14 protein-coding genes are annotated in these 13,496 nt (G+C 68.2%); 3 read left to right on the forward strand and 11 right to left on the reverse strand.

Annotation, left to right across the window (positions count from 1 at the left end; translation table 11 throughout):
- Nucleotides 1-11: 11 nt before the first annotated feature.
- Nucleotides 12-704, forward strand: a complete 693-nt coding sequence (locus ACN469_RS10140; protein WP_498766559.1) for an MAE_28990/MAE_18760 family HEPN-like nuclease — start codon at nt 12-14, stop codon at nt 702-704.
- A 55-nt stretch (nt 705-759) separates the two neighbouring features.
- Here ACN469_RS10140 and ACN469_RS10145 read toward each other — a convergent pair whose 3' ends face one another.
- The 3 genes from ACN469_RS10145 to ACN469_RS10155 are packed head-to-tail and all read right to left on the reverse strand — an operon-like array spanning nt 760 to nt 3,951.
- Complete coding sequence (locus ACN469_RS10145; RefSeq protein WP_498766561.1) at nt 760-1,956, reverse strand: class I SAM-dependent rRNA methyltransferase; 1,197 nt, start codon at nt 1,954-1,956, stop codon at nt 760-762.
- A 4-nt stretch (nt 1,957-1,960) separates the two neighbouring features.
- Complete coding sequence (locus tag ACN469_RS10150) at nt 1,961-2,782, reverse strand: HAD-IIB family hydrolase (protein ID WP_498766563.1); 822 nt, start codon at nt 2,780-2,782, stop codon at nt 1,961-1,963.
- A complete protein-coding gene (locus tag ACN469_RS10155; protein ID WP_498766565.1) occupies nt 2,782-3,951 on the reverse strand; it encodes a hypothetical protein in 1,170 nt (389 codons plus the stop codon). The genes ACN469_RS10150 and ACN469_RS10155 overlap by 1 nt, the downstream gene beginning before the upstream one ends.
- Before the next feature lie 80 nt (nt 3,952-4,031).
- On the opposite strand from ACN469_RS10155, the gene corA reads away from it, so the two are divergent.
- The gene (corA, locus tag ACN469_RS10160; RefSeq protein WP_498766567.1) at nt 4,032-4,973 is read left to right on the forward strand and encodes a magnesium/cobalt transporter CorA; all 942 of its coding nucleotides are present in this window, start codon (nt 4,032-4,034) and stop codon (nt 4,971-4,973) included.
- A gap of 18 nt (nt 4,974-4,991) precedes the next feature.
- On the forward strand, nt 4,992-5,777 hold the full coding sequence (locus tag ACN469_RS10165; RefSeq protein ID WP_498766569.1) for an alpha/beta fold hydrolase: 786 nt from the start codon (nt 4,992-4,994) through the stop codon (nt 5,775-5,777).
- A gap of 3 nt (nt 5,778-5,780) precedes the next feature.
- Here ACN469_RS10165 and ACN469_RS10170 read toward each other — a convergent pair whose 3' ends face one another.
- The 8 genes from ACN469_RS10170 to ACN469_RS10205 all read right to left on the reverse strand — a co-directional run bounded on the left by ACN469_RS10170 (nt 5,781) and on the right by ACN469_RS10205 (nt 13,488).
- Nucleotides 5,781-6,959 carry an ARPP-2 domain-containing protein gene (locus tag ACN469_RS10170; protein WP_498766571.1) on the reverse strand — a complete coding sequence of 393 codons (1,179 nt, stop codon included), beginning with the start codon at nt 6,957-6,959 and terminating at the stop codon, nt 5,781-5,783.
- On the reverse strand, nt 6,956-8,458 hold the full coding sequence (locus tag ACN469_RS10175; RefSeq protein ID WP_498766572.1) for a hypothetical protein: 1,503 nt from the start codon (nt 8,456-8,458) through the stop codon (nt 6,956-6,958). The genes ACN469_RS10170 and ACN469_RS10175 overlap by 4 nt, the downstream gene beginning before the upstream one ends.
- A 174-nt stretch (nt 8,459-8,632) precedes the next feature.
- Complete coding sequence (locus ACN469_RS10180) at nt 8,633-9,016, reverse strand: hypothetical protein (RefSeq protein WP_498766574.1); 384 nt, start codon at nt 9,014-9,016, stop codon at nt 8,633-8,635.
- Nucleotides 9,017-9,053: 37 nt separating this feature from the next.
- Nucleotides 9,054-10,058 (reverse strand): dipeptidase, encoded by a 1,005-nt coding sequence (locus tag ACN469_RS10185; RefSeq protein WP_498766576.1) that lies wholly within the window; start codon nt 10,056-10,058, stop codon nt 9,054-9,056.
- 75 nt (nt 10,059-10,133) lie between these two features.
- The gene (locus tag ACN469_RS10190) at nt 10,134-11,267 is read right to left on the reverse strand and encodes a serine/threonine-protein kinase (protein WP_498766578.1); all 1,134 of its coding nucleotides are present in this window, start codon (nt 11,265-11,267) and stop codon (nt 10,134-10,136) included.
- A 207-nt stretch (nt 11,268-11,474) separates the two neighbouring features.
- Nucleotides 11,475-12,068, reverse strand: coding sequence for an ATP synthase subunit B family protein (locus tag ACN469_RS10195; RefSeq protein WP_498766580.1), 594 nt, complete (start codon nt 12,066-12,068; stop codon nt 11,475-11,477).
- Nucleotides 12,069-12,309: 241 nt separating this feature from the next.
- Complete coding sequence (locus tag ACN469_RS10200; protein WP_498766582.1) at nt 12,310-12,900, reverse strand: hypothetical protein; 591 nt, start codon at nt 12,898-12,900, stop codon at nt 12,310-12,312.
- A gap of 57 nt (nt 12,901-12,957) precedes the next feature.
- On the reverse strand, nt 12,958-13,488 hold the full coding sequence (locus tag ACN469_RS10205; protein ID WP_498766584.1) for a hypothetical protein: 531 nt from the start codon (nt 13,486-13,488) through the stop codon (nt 12,958-12,960).
- Nucleotides 13,489-13,496: the final 8 nt, after the last annotated feature.

Genomic DNA, 13,496 nt, shown 5'->3' on the forward strand with positions numbered 1-13,496 from the left:
ACTCCAAGACAATGAGCATCACTTCAATACCCGGCTTACAGGCCAAACTTGAGAAAGACGTCGCTTGGCGGAAAAAGGAGATCGTCGACATCAAGATGCTCGCAACCCAGGCGACACCGGACCTCCATCACATTTTCAGAGCTGGAACAGTCATGCTTTGCGCGCACTGGGAAGGCTATCTAAAGAACTCCGTTCAGCGCTACATTGACCATGTCCTAGCTCAACGACTCCCCATCAAAGATCTATCGCCTGTCTTTGTCGCCAACCTATATTTCAAGGACGTAAAACTCGCAGCACTGGCAGATCATCCGGCAAGCGAAAACCATCACATTCGACTCGCAAAGCGCATTCTGAAAGGTACCGATGCGATCTGCGAGCCTCCTGCCTGGGATCTAGCCAAAGATTCGAACCCTGGCACGAATATGGTAGACAAACTGTTGCGTTCTGCGGGCCTAGACTCCAACCTGGGCATGAATGCAGCAGACTGGTCAGCAACGAAAGTATTTATTGACGAGCACGTGCTCGCGGACCGCCACAAAATTGCTCACGGAGAACACTGCCGTGTGGACAAGTCAGTCTTTACAGAGAGAGCAGAACGCCTAGTCGGTCTCTTTGATCGGCTAACAGACTCAATTCTGAAATCGGCGATCAGACAGGACTACCGGAATGCTCCGCCTAGCCAAGCCCATGATGCCAATCCATAGGCTTAGCTAGTTTTCATCGGCGTTCGCCCTATCAGGACGCTGTGCTGGGCTTCAATTACACCGCCTGAAGCACGTAGAACTTGAGGTACTTGCCCTCGGGGAACTGCAACCGCACCGGGTGGTCCGGCGGCTGGTAGCGCTCCTCCACGAGTGCCAGGTCCACGCCGGCCTTGAAGCCCGCCTCGCGCACCGCGCCGATGAAGTCTTCGGGAGTCACGCGCGCCGAGCATGACGCCGTGGCCAGCAGGCCGCCCGGCCGCAGGAGGTTCAGCGCCTGCCGATTCAGGGACGCGTACCCGTCCAGGGCCGCCTGCACCGCGCGCTGGCTCTTCGCGAAGGCCGGCGGGTCCAGGATGATCATGTCGAAGGTGCGGCCCTCCTCCTTGAAGGACTGGATGACGGTGAACACGTCCGCCGCGAGGAAGTCATGCTTCTCCGCGGGCAGCCCGTTGCGCGTGAAGTTCTCGCGCGCCAGGGCGATGGCCTCCGGGTCGATGTCCACCGAGAACACCGTGTTCGCCCCACCCAGCGCCGCGTTGACGGAGAAGCCGCCGCTGAAGCTGAAGCAGTTGAGCACGTCCCGGCCCTTGGCCAGTCGGCGGATGAGGTGACGGTTCTCCCGCTGGTCCAGGAAGAAGCCCGTCTTCTGGCCGCGCCACACGTCCACCATGAAGGTGACGCCGCGCTCACGAATGGCGATCTGCTCCGGCGCGTCAGGCCCGTACAGCATGCGCCCCGAGCCGCGCCCCTCGTCCTCCTCCACGTCGTCGCGCGCCACTTCATCACGACCGACGATGCCCTTGAGGCCGGGGATGCCGGCCTTGAGCGCCTCCACGATGAGCGGGCGGTACGGCGTCAGGCCCGCCGAATACAGCTTCATCACCGCCCAGCCGGCATAGAGGTCCACCACCACGCCCGGCAGTCCGTCGCCTTCGCCATGAATCAGGCGGTAGCTGTCCGTGTCGGTCAGGTCGATGAGGGACTGGCGCTCGGCCAGTGAGCGCCGCACGCGACGGGTGATGAAGCCCGAGTCCACTGTGTCCCGCGAGTCACGCGTCAGCACCCGCACCGCGATGGCGGAGTGCGGGTCGTAATACCCCCGCGCGACGAACTTCCCGTTCTCCGTCAGGTCCACCACGCTGCCGGCGGGAATCCTCGGGATGTGCTCCAGCGCCTTGCGAAACACCCACGGGTGTCCCGCGCGCAGGTGGCGCCCCAGTCCCCGCGCCAGCTCCAGCTTCACGACATTCACGGTGTCACTCCTCACGAGCCCCACGGCCCCGCCGAGCGAGGAGGGCCCGAGCCAGCTCCTCGAAACCCTTCCCCTCGGCTGCCCGGGTAATGAAAGCCGGCGGCGCATCAATGCGGTCCAACACCGCGCGCACGTTGGCCACGCCCACGCCCAGTTCGAAAGCCTGGAACATCGGGGCGTCGTTGAAAGAATCCCCTACATACACGTAACGGCCGTCCCGAGGCTCCAGTCGCTCGCCCCACGCCACCCGCGCGAAGCGCCGCGTCGCCGTCAGCTTGTCGAAGCGACCGAGCCAGCAGTTGACGTGCACCGACGAGCGCACCGCCGTCACCCCGCGCGCATGCAGCAGCGCCTCGATGCGCGACGCCCCCGCTTCACCCAGGCGGGCTTCCTCGTTGTAGTCCACGGCCAGGTCCACTTCCGTGTACGCGCTGTCCACCGACAGCCGCGCCCCGGGGACCTGCTTCAGCACCCGCCCTACTTCCTTCTCGAGCCGACGCCGGTTCGCCATGCGCTCGGCTGGCGACTCCAGGTACACCTTGCGCAGCCCCCGCTTGCCTCGCAGGAAGAACAGGCCACCGTTCTCCACGATGACGCCGTCTACCGGGAGCTGCCGCGCCCACGCCTCACCCCACCCCGCCGGCCTGCCGCTCACCAGCACCACGCGCAGCCCGGCGGCGGACAACCGCTCCAGTGCTCGCACGGTGTCCGAGCGCAGCTTGTGGCCGGTGGTGAGCGTGCCATCCACGTCCGTGAAGACACCCTCGACACGGGACAGGTCCGCCTCGCGCAGCGGGCGCGGGTCCACCTGGCTGGATGCCGCCATCACATCACGTCCAACTGGGCCAACAGTCCCTGGAAGACCTCGATGGTGGCGCCCAGCTCCGGACCCGTGAGCTGGGCCAGGGGCTGCTTGCGCACCTTGCGAAGGAACGCGTCCAGGTCAGAGGCCCGCCCGTAGAGGGACTGGGCGCTCGCGGCGGCCTCCGCCAGAAGCCGGGCGGAGACGGGCGCGTCCGAGTCCACCAGCGACAGGGCCCGCTCCAGCTTCACGCCGCAGGAGGCCCACACCTCGCGGTCATGGATGATGAGCACCTGGCGCTGATTCACCGCGGACAGGCCCCGGACGAACGCGTCCAGTTCGCTCACCACCTTGATGAGCTCCTCACGGGAGGGGTTGGAGAGGATCGCCAGCCGCCCCACCTCCGCGCGCATCTCCACGATGTGGCGCTTGTCCTGCGCGCGCAGGTTCCGGTACGCGGCCGTGCGGCCGAAGGCATCCATCTCCGTCTGGAGCTGCTGCGCGTTCCACTGCACGTCCTCGGGCTCCGCCTCGCGGACCTTGTTGTGTCTCGCCGTGAGGATGCGCCCCAGGTCCGCGGTGATGGCGCGCACCGTCACCGCCGCCTTCACCTCCGCCTGGTGCCCGGGTACCACCTGAGCCCGCGTCACCTCGCCGAAGGTGCTCGCCGTCTCGAAAACGAGGTTGCTGACCTCCTCGCGGAAGCGCGCCCGGAAGCGCTGGATCTCCGCCAGCAGCGTCCACCGGTCGCTCACCACGGACGGGTTGCGCATCGCCTCGCCGAGCTGGGTGACGCCCTGGGCAAGCTGCGACATCGCCTCCCGGAGCAGCGTGGCCGGGTCCTTGGAGCGCGCGCCGTCCATCTCGCGCATCAGGTCCGCGAGCCCCTCGGAGGACTGGGCGGGGAACTGCTCGCGGATGACGTTCAAGAGGGCGTTGACGTCCATCACCGTGTCTCGGATGACGGGCGCCATCTCCTCCCAGAGCGACAGGTCCGGGCTGGAGTCCACCACCGGCGTCTCGTACTTCACCAGGTCCATGTCACTCAGCCGGCCTATGGCCTGGGCGGCGGCGGCGTACACCTTGCGCAGCCGGCCCGCGAAGGCGCGGTCGGGGTGGGCCTGAAGGATTTCCTCGAGCCTTGGGGTCAGGGAGGTCTGCGGGTTCTCGGCGTCTGCTGACACGGGAGGCACACTCTAGCGCTCGACTTCCGCGCGGGGGAGTTCTAGCACTCGGACTGGGGCCGCGCCGCAAGGCCCGGGAGCGCTACGGGATGATCCAGGTCTGTCTGCTGAAGGACGGAACCCTCTTCACCGGGGGTGAGGAACTGCTCGCCGAGGAGGGCCGGAAGTGGATTGACGTCCTCCACCCCGACGAGGCGGTGATGGGACGACTGGCCGAGCGCTTCGGCCTCCACAAGCTGGCCGTGGAGGACTGCCTCCACCTGGACCAGCGGCCAAAGCTGGAAGAGTACCCGAACCATGTCTTCATCGTCCTCCAGGGGTTCACCGCCGGGAAGGACGTGTGCGAGCTGACGCTGCATGAGCACCACTTCTTCCTCGCGAAGGAGTGGATCATCACCGTGCACGAGCTGCCCTTCGCCGGACTGGACGGCGTCCAGCAGCGCATCCGCGCGGACCCGAACACCACGCTGGGGCGCGGCACGGACTTCATCCTCTACCTGCTGGCGGATGGGCTGGTGGATGCGCAGTTCCCCATCCTCGACACCTTCGGTGACGAGTTGGAGGACCTGGAGGTCTCCATCTTCGAGCGGGCGGAGAAGTCCCAGCTGCAGCGCATCTTCGAGATGAAGCGGATGCTGGTGCAGCTGCGGCGGGTGCTCTCACCGCAGCGGGACGTGGTGGGGCTGATGGCACGGCGGGGCATCCCCCACGTCGACGAGCGCTCCACGCTCTACTTCCGCGACGTGTATGACCACCTGGTGCGCCTGTACGAGCAGATTGATGCCGGGCGCGACATCCTGGGCAACGTCATGGACGGCTACCTGTCCATGGTGGCCAACAAGACGAACGACATCACCAAGCAGCTCACCATCTTCGCCACCATCTTCCTGCCGCTGTCGTTCATCGTTGGATTCTTCGGGCAGAACTTCGAGGCGCTGTCGGGTCGAGGCTCGTACATCGCCATGTGGGTGATGATTATCGGCCTTCCCGTGGGCCTGTTCTTCTGGTTCAAGAACAAGCAGTGGCTCTGAGCCTCACTTGGAGGACGCATGCCGACCGTCACCGTGGATGGAATCCCCCTGCACTACCGCGACGTGGGCCAGGGCCTGGCCGTGCTGCTGCTACACGCCTTCCCCCTCAACGGGGACGCGTTCGACGCCCAGGTGAAGGCCCTGTCCGGGCGCTACCGCTTCATCGTCCCGGACATTCGCGGCTTCGGACAGAGCAAGCCAGGTGAAGGTCCCACCGAGATGTCTCGCATCGCGCTGGACGCGCTGGGGCTGCTGGATGCGCTGAACATCGACAGGGCCGTGGTGGGCGGCGTGTCCATGGGTGGCTACGCGGCCATGGCCCTGTTGCGCGAGGACGCGGGCCGGGTGGCGGGCCTCGTGCTGATGGACACGCAGTGCACCGCCGATGACGACGCGGGCAAGGCCAGGCGGGAGGCGTCCGCGAAGGAGGCCCTGGAGAAGGGCCAGGACGCCGTCATCCAGGCCCTGATGCCCAAGCTCATCTCCTCGCCTCCGGACTCGCCCGTGGGGCGCGTGGTGGAGGCGCAGATTCGCACCGCCTCGCGCGAGGGCATCGCCGCCGCCCAGCGAGGCATGGCGCTGCGCCCGGACAGCAAGGACATCCTGGCGCGTTATGCCGGGCCCGCGCTGGTGGTGGTGGGCGAGCACGACGCCATCACCCCGCTGGAGAAGGCGAAGCAGCTGGTCGACCTCATCCCCGGAGCGAAGCTGGAGGTCATCCCCGGAGCCGCGCACCTGTCCAACCAGGAGCAGCCGGAGAAGGTCAACGCGGCGCTCGACGCATTCCTCGCGGCGCTGCGCTGAGCCTCAGGAGCCTCGCGCTTTCGAGCGCCGGGCTTCCTCCAGGACGTGGTCCTTGAGCAGGTAGCCGAAGCCCGCGTTCTGGAGCCGGAGGAGCAGCTCCTGTCGGGTGGAGCCCAGCTCCTCCGCGGTGTCCTCCAGGTTCCACGAGGAGGCCGCGAGCTGTTGCAGCAGATACGCCCTGCGCGTCTGCGCGGCCGAGAGCCGGTAGGTCTTGAGGTACTCCAGGGTTCCGTCGGGGCCGACGATGACCTCACCCAGGTGGTTCTCCTCCGAGGGAACCAGGCTGGTGTGGAAGTGCTGGAGCAGGAAGGGCCCGGCCTCGTAGACCTTCCGGGACGTCACCTCCACGCCGAACAGCCCGCCGGCCATGAAGCCGTGGAAGGCCCCCCAGTCCGCGCGCATCCGCGCCACCTCCGTGCGCAGGTCCTCCACGCTGGACACGCGCTTCGCGTCCAAGGACAGGCCCAGCTCCGGAGCCTCCAGCAGATATCCGTACTGGAGCAGCAGGTCTCCGTAGAAGTCCTCGAGCAGCGTGCGGTGCAGCAGGCGGTAGTCGTCCGGGTGCGCGACGACGAACGCGGAGAGCAGCTCGTCCGCGTTGAACAGCAGCATGCCCACCTGCTGCTCGTGGACCTCGAAGGTGCGCAGCGCGCCATCCAGCGCGGAGCTGGCCCACCCGGGCACCACGCCTTCGACTCGCGGACTCAGCCCGTGGGACAGGGCCTCCCGCGAGTACTCCGCCCAGGCGATATCCGGCCCGCCGAAGTGCAGCGCCAGGAAGCCCTCCATGGCCAGGTGCAGCGGCAGCATGCGCAGCTGGTTGCGGTCCTCGCGGTGCACCATGCGGTGCAGCAGCCGCACGGAGAACGGGCCCACCTTCACCTTCTTGCCCTCGGGCGCTTGCAGGCGCGTACCGTAGACGGCCTCCGCTTGCCGGTTGCCCCAGCTCACCACCATGCCGTGGGGAATGTAGGAGACGTACTTGAGCCCTCGGGCCGTCGGCGCGCCCTCCAGGGCGACTACCGACAGCGGCGCGTCCGAGTAGTCCCTCCGCGCGAAGCGCAGGTCCCCCTTCACTTCGTCCCGCAGCACCGGCACCAGGCGGATGCGGCCGAAGACCTGCGACGGCGCGAGCCTCAGGCCCTTCGGCTCCAGGCGTTGAATGAGTCGCGTGTCCGTCATGCCTCGCCCTCCTCCGCACTCACTGCCGCCCCTGGTGCCACACTGGCCTCCGGACTCGCGTTCCTGCGCGCATCCCGCTCCAGCCAGGAAGCCACCCGCGCGGAGAGGTAGCGCTCCAGCTCCGCCAGCGACGCGGTGCCCTCCGCGAAGCGCGCGAAGCCCAGCACCGTGGGCACGTCCTCCGCGTCCCTCACGCCCACCGTGGCCACCGCGCCACCAAACGAGCGCGGCGAGTACTCCTCCGCGTCGAAGACGGGATTGACGTGCACCAGCGCCGTGCGACGCCCTGGGTCCAACCGCTCGCGGAACACCCGCGTCAGCTCCGCCACGGCCTTGGGTGGATCATTGTCGTAACCGTCGGAGACGATGACCACCAGCTCCGCGCCCCAGGCCAGCGCATCCAGCAGCGGCGTGGCGAGGTCCGTCTGTCCTCGCGCGGTGACGAGCAACGGCTCCTCCACGGGACACGTCCAGAAGGCGCGGTACTCGCGCGCGGAGGCGGCCAGCAGGTAGTGAGCCGCCAGGGCCACGCCCAGCGGACGTCGGCGCTTCTGCAATGAGCCCGACGAGGAGTAGCTGTTGTCCAACACCGCCGCCACCCGCCCCAGCGTGGCCGGTGCCCGCGCCAGCACCCTCGCCGACGCGCGCTCCAGCGCGGTGTGCAGCTCGTCCCGACGCGCCTTGCGGACCTCGGCCTTCATCGACAGGACATAGAGCGCCAGCTTCGTCAGCGGTGCGCGCGACAGGTCCACCTGAGGCTCCACGGCGCCCTCGCGCGCGGCGGACTCCTGGAGGCGCAGCCGCTCCGCCTGCGTGAGCCGGGGTTCGATTCGCTGGAGGAACACGTCCCGGGGGACGCCGTGCTTCTGGGCCAGCCCCTCCGCCACCGTGTAGGGCAGCTCGTAGAGCGCCTCCTGGGCGAAGTGGGCCTTGCGGAAGGTCTCCAGCAACGGCTGCGTGTAGACGCGCTTCTTCCAGCCACGGAAGAGGAAAGGCCCCAGCTCGCCGCCCAGCTTCACGTGGCCATGCACCACGGCCGCGCGCAGCTTGGAGCGGTACTTCACCGCGTCGAAGGGGAGATTCGAGCGCCCCGCCAGGTACTCGCGGACGATGGCCCGGGCGCGGCGGTTGTTGATGTGCCGCGAGCGCAAGGACTCCAGCACCCGGAAGGCCCGCTGGGACGGCAGCCCCCGCAGCGCGGCGGCGATGAGCGCGCCTTCCTCCTGGCGCTCGGCCGCATCCGCCGGACTGCCGACGGCGAGCAGGTTGAGGATGATCTGCGCCTGGTTGAAGTGGTTGATGCCCGCGGCGAGCGTGCGCCGGTAGAGGCGCCGGTAGTTGCCGAGGATGTACTGGTGCAGGAACTCGATGGAGACTGACTGCCCGCGCGCGTCACCGTAGAACTCCCGCTGACCCGTGCAGGAGAAACACGCGTTGACGAACATCACCAGGTCCTCGCGGGCGACCTGTTCGATGCGGACTTCGGCGGCCACGGCCATCGCGCGCACTACCTCCGGACAGGAGAGAGGAGCGCCGCTCGGGGAGAAGTGAAACGACCAGCGTGTCAGGCTCCAAAGGCTTGAATCGGAAGTCGCATCGGAGTCCCGCGAGCGGCGGCTCCGACGCTACCACACGTCCCGTCCTGAAGAGTCCTGACGCCCGCCTTCAGCGGCTCACGGCTGGCACGTCACCTCGGAGTTGTCGACCTCACAGGAGGCACACGTCGCTGTCTCCACCAGCGTCCCCTGGCGGCACTCCAGCACGGCCTTGCCGTCCTGGCGGCACAGCCCGCGGCCCTCGGAGCTGGAAGAGCAGGCATCCCCCGCGGCGTTGCCAGAGGTGTCGCACCGCACCGACTCGTCGGACTCGCGGCAACCGAGCGGCCCGCGACAGGGGACCTCCCGCCACGTCCCGGAGCGGCACTCCAGCGCGAGGACATTCTCCTGACAGACAAAGGTGCCCGCCTCATCACAATCGTCTCCCGCGCTGGCGCCACCGCAGCCGGAAAGGAGGAGGGAGCCAACGACGGACACAAGGACGAAGAGAGAGCGGTTCATGAGCTTGCGGCCAATATTTCGAGCGGACCGCCGCCGGTCAACCACCCAGTGTCGACTGGAAGAAACGCCGGAAATTTCCTCCCATGACTCGTTCCACCCAGGACTCTGGATGTCGGCGCAGCAGTGCCGTGGTGAGCAGGTGCAAGTCGGTGACGTCCTTCATCCCCCGTGGCAGGGGCACCATTCCGTCGTAATCCGAACCCAGGCCCACGCCCTCCTCGCCCATGACGTCCACCGCGTGTTCGATGTGGCGGACCACGTCATCCACCGCGTCCCCCCCCAGATAGACGGGGGCGAAGATGATGCCCACCACCCCGCCCCGGTCCGCGATGAAGCGCAGCGAGGCGTCGCTCAGGTTGCGCCACCCTCCTCCCGCGGCCCGCACTCCCGTGTGCGAACAGAAGAACCGGACCGTGGGGTGGGTGAAGAGGTTCTCCAGCGTGCGCTCGGAGGCATGCGCCACGTCCACGCTCAGCCCCAGCCGGGCCATCTCCTCCATCACCTCATGCCCCAGGGACGTGAGGCCCCGGTTGCCCATCATCGGGAAGGAGGAGCCCCCCAGGTCATTGTTCGACAGGTGCGTGAGCCCCATGAAGCGAACGCCCCGGCGGTGCAGCTCCGCCAGCCGCTCCACTTGACCTTCAATCGCATGTCCGCCCTCCACGCCCAGCACCGCGGACAGCCGCCCCCGGGCGAGGTTGTCCTCCAGGAGGGCCGCCGTCGTGGTGATGCGCGCCGCGTCCTCGGAGCGACGGCAGAACTCCTCCATGCGCTCAATCTGCCAGAGGGCGCGAGTCCACTCGCTCGCGCGCGCTTCCCGGGGCCAGCCGCGCCACGCGGCGAACACCGGGAAGCCACCGATGAAGGGAAAGCCCCGGGTGACGATGGTGAAGCATTGAAGCTTCACCCCCGCCTCCCGCAGCCGGGGAAAGTCCACGTGCCCCTCGTCCGAGCGCGCGCACAAGTCCCGGTTCCACATGAGGGAGTCCGCGTGTCCGTCCGCGATGCACCAGCGCTGGTGAAGTTCGTTCACGTCGCCCATAGGCGCATCAGTCTGCCTGTCCGCGAGCGCCAGACAAGCACCCTTCCCACGCCGCGCCCCTCACGAACACCCCGCTCACGTCCCGGCCATGGACGCGCCACCCAGCCCCGACGCCGAGGGAAGCCCCTCCTCCGAGGACAACACGTCAGCCGAGCGCCTCCGGGAGCGGGCGTCCTGACGTACCTGATTCGCCTCGCGAGCGGCCTCCGAGGGCCCGTAGGAGTAGCCCCGTCCGCCCAGCACCGCGCGCAGCGAGTCCCGCAGCTCCAGCGCCGTCTGGAAGCGCTCCTCCGGCTCGCGGCGCAAGAGCCGCGCGAGGATGGCCCGCAGGGGTGAGGACAAGGAGCGGGTGGCGTGGTCCACGTGCTCCGGTGAGAAGCACGCCATGCGCGCCGCCATCAAGGGCGCGGACAGCCAGCTCGGGTTCTCCGCTTGGAGCAGCTCCGCGTCGGGAACCGGGCCCGCCGCCAGCGCCGCGCGCTCCACCGCCTCCAGGTCCAGCAGGTGCAGCCCGGTGAGCAGCTCCAGCAGCACCACGCCCAGAGAGAACAGGTCCGAGCGTCCATCCAACGGCCGGCGCAGCAAAGCCTCCGGCGAGGCATACGCCAGGTCTCCCCGGACGACGTGGGCCTCGGTGGCCACGCGCCCCGGCAGCCGGGCCCAGGCCAGGGCGAAGTCCGCCAGCTTCACGTGGCCTCTCACATCCAGGCGCAGCGTGCGGGGACTGACGTCGCGGTGGACGAGTCCCAAGGGCCGACCGCGATCATCCTCCAGCGTGTGCGCGTGGTGGAGCGCGTCCGCCACCTCCGCGCCCACGTAGGCGGCGAACGCTTCCGACAGCGGCCGGCTCCGCAGCGCCGCGAAGCTGACCAGCGTCTCCAGGCTCTGCCCCTCCACGTACTCCATGACGAGGTGGGGCAGCCCATCATGCACCCGCACCAGGAACACCTGGGCGATGGCCGGATGGGACAGCCGCATCAACAGTTTGACCTCCTCGCGAAGTCGCGCCCGCCCCAGCTCGTCGCCCGCGTCTTGCAAGCGCTTGATGAGGACCAGGTCTCCGGGCGTATCCAGGTAGTGCCTGCGCGCGATGAGCAGCTCTCCCGAGCCGCGCGCGCCCAGGTACCGGATGAGTTCGTACGCCGTGGCTCCGGTGGTGAAGAGGATGAAGGGCCTGGCAGGGGGTTGTGCAGGGTGGTGGGTGCCCATTTCGAATGACTGCTCCCGGGTATGAAGGTCCTCCCCAGGGTTGGGAAGGCGTGAGGAAACCCCACGCGTCTCTCCTACCACCCAGGTCCGACACACCCTTCCAACCCCTCGGAATGGATTCAGGGAAAAAAGGGAACGGCCCCCACCGAAGTGGGAGCCGCTCCAAGGGCCATCCGCTAGGAGAGACGGACCGCCCGACAGCCACAGCTACTGGTTGGTGGGCGTCACGACCTTGGTGACGCTCAGCTCGCGGACCACCATGTCCTTGCCGTCCAGCACGTACGAGGCGCGGACCTGGTCACCCTCCTTGATGTCCTTCACCTTCACGGCGCGGTTGTCCTGGAGGATGCGGCTCTGGTCGTTCGTCTTCAGCTTGAGCTGACGGTTGTTGGTGGTGTCCACCAGCGTCAGCGAGTCACCGCTCGTGGAGAGCACGCGGCCCTGGACGCTGGTGGCGGCCATGGTGGCCCCCGCCGCACCGGAGCCGCCCGTGGCTAGGTCCTCGTTCAGGTCACGCTGCGCCTCGACCAGGTCGCCCTGCTCGTCACGGACGTCCTTCTGGGCGCTGGCGATCTCCTCGTTCGCCTCGCGATGCGTCTCCGCGATTTCTTCCTGCGCGTTGCGCTGCGTGTCCGCGATGTCACGCTGCTCTTCCTGACGGGCCTCCGCCGTCTCCTGGCGCGCCTCCGCCTGCGCCTCCGCGACGTCCTCTCGCTGTTCCGCGACGTTGTCCCGCTTGCTGCAACCGGAAACCATCGCCAGAGCCGCGACCGCACCAACCGCCATCATGAGCTTGCGCATTTGTTCCCGCCCCTTTCGGTAGGCTTTGGGGAGAGCATGTCTCCCGGTGTTGGGGAGAAAGTGAGCGCTCCTCTCGCACTTGCACAGGGCTTGCGCGACGCGTTTGGAAGACACAGGGGCATCGAACCGCGCACGAAGGCCCCGGTCGCCCGGCCGCTCTCCGTGGGAACAATCCCCGGTACTACCCCGCGCGAGGAACGAAGGTGCCCAAGCAGGCACGCTTCGTCCTCACCTCAGGCGATCACGGCCCGGCGTCGGCTCCGCCATCCCCGCGGCCACCGTCGGCGGTGCCTCCATCCGGCGTTTCGCTGCCCGCGTCACCGCAGAAGGGCGCTCCACCCTCCACCCACCGCGCGATGATGGCGCGCTGGGCGGCGGTGGGCTGCGGGACGACGCTGACCTCGGGCGGCATGTCCTGCAACACGGACGTGCGCGCGCGAATTCGCGCGGCCTTCGCGAAAGCGCCCGGCAGACCCCCACCGTCCGCGCCACCATCCGCGGGGGCGTAGTAGTCCAGCCGGAACGAGGTCTGCGCACTGTCGCTGGTGTCGGCGCCGTGGCACTTGCTCACGCAGCTGGCGGCGAGGATGGGCCGCACGTCGTCGCAGTACGTGGGCACGGGCCCCGCGTCGACATCTCCCGCGTCGGGAATACCGGGCAACCCCAGCACCTCGCACGTGCGGCCCTGACCCTGTCGCACCGCGACGCAGACGTGCGTGTCGGGACAGTCGCCGGCCGTCTCGCACGTCTTGCCGGTGAAGTCCGCCACGTCGATGGTGCAAGCCACGGTGAACGCAATCACGCCGGCCGCGCTCGCGAGGAGTTTCTTCATGATGGGGCTCGTCCTGGAACCTGGAACCTGAATGCGAGGGGGGTACGGCGAGGGACTTCAGGGCCCGGCGTCGGCCGGAGCGTCGCAGAGCGGAGCACCCCCGGTGACCCAGCGCGCGATCAGCGCGCGCTCCTCCGCGGTGGGGGCCGGACTACCAGCGGGAGGCATGTCCTTCAGGTCCGACGCGCGCACCCGGATGCGCAGCGCCTTGGCTCGCGCCCCGGGGAGGCCGTTGCCCGTCGGCTCGTAGTAGTCCAGGCGGAACGAGGGCTGATTGCTCCCGCTGGTGTCCTCGCCATGGCAGGAGCTCACGCAGGTGGCGGCGAGGATGGGCTGGATGTCCTTGCAGTACGTGGGCACCGGCCCCGCGTCACCACCACCACCGTCGGCCTGCGTGTACTGCGGCGGGTAGATGACCTCGCACGTGCGCTGGCCGTCGGCGCCCAGGGCCGTGCAGGCATAGGCGGCCGGACACTCGGAGTTGTCCGCGCAGGCCTTGCCGGCGAGGTCATCCACGTTGAGGGAGCAGGCCACGACAGCGAGTACGGCGCCGCAGGCCAGGAGGGGGACAGGAGAGCGGAGGGCCACGGGGGGCT

It is taken from the genome of Corallococcus terminator, from assembly GCF_049194865.1.
Taxonomy (GTDB): Bacteria; Myxococcota; Myxococcia; order Myxococcales; family Myxococcaceae; genus Myxococcus; species Myxococcus terminator_A.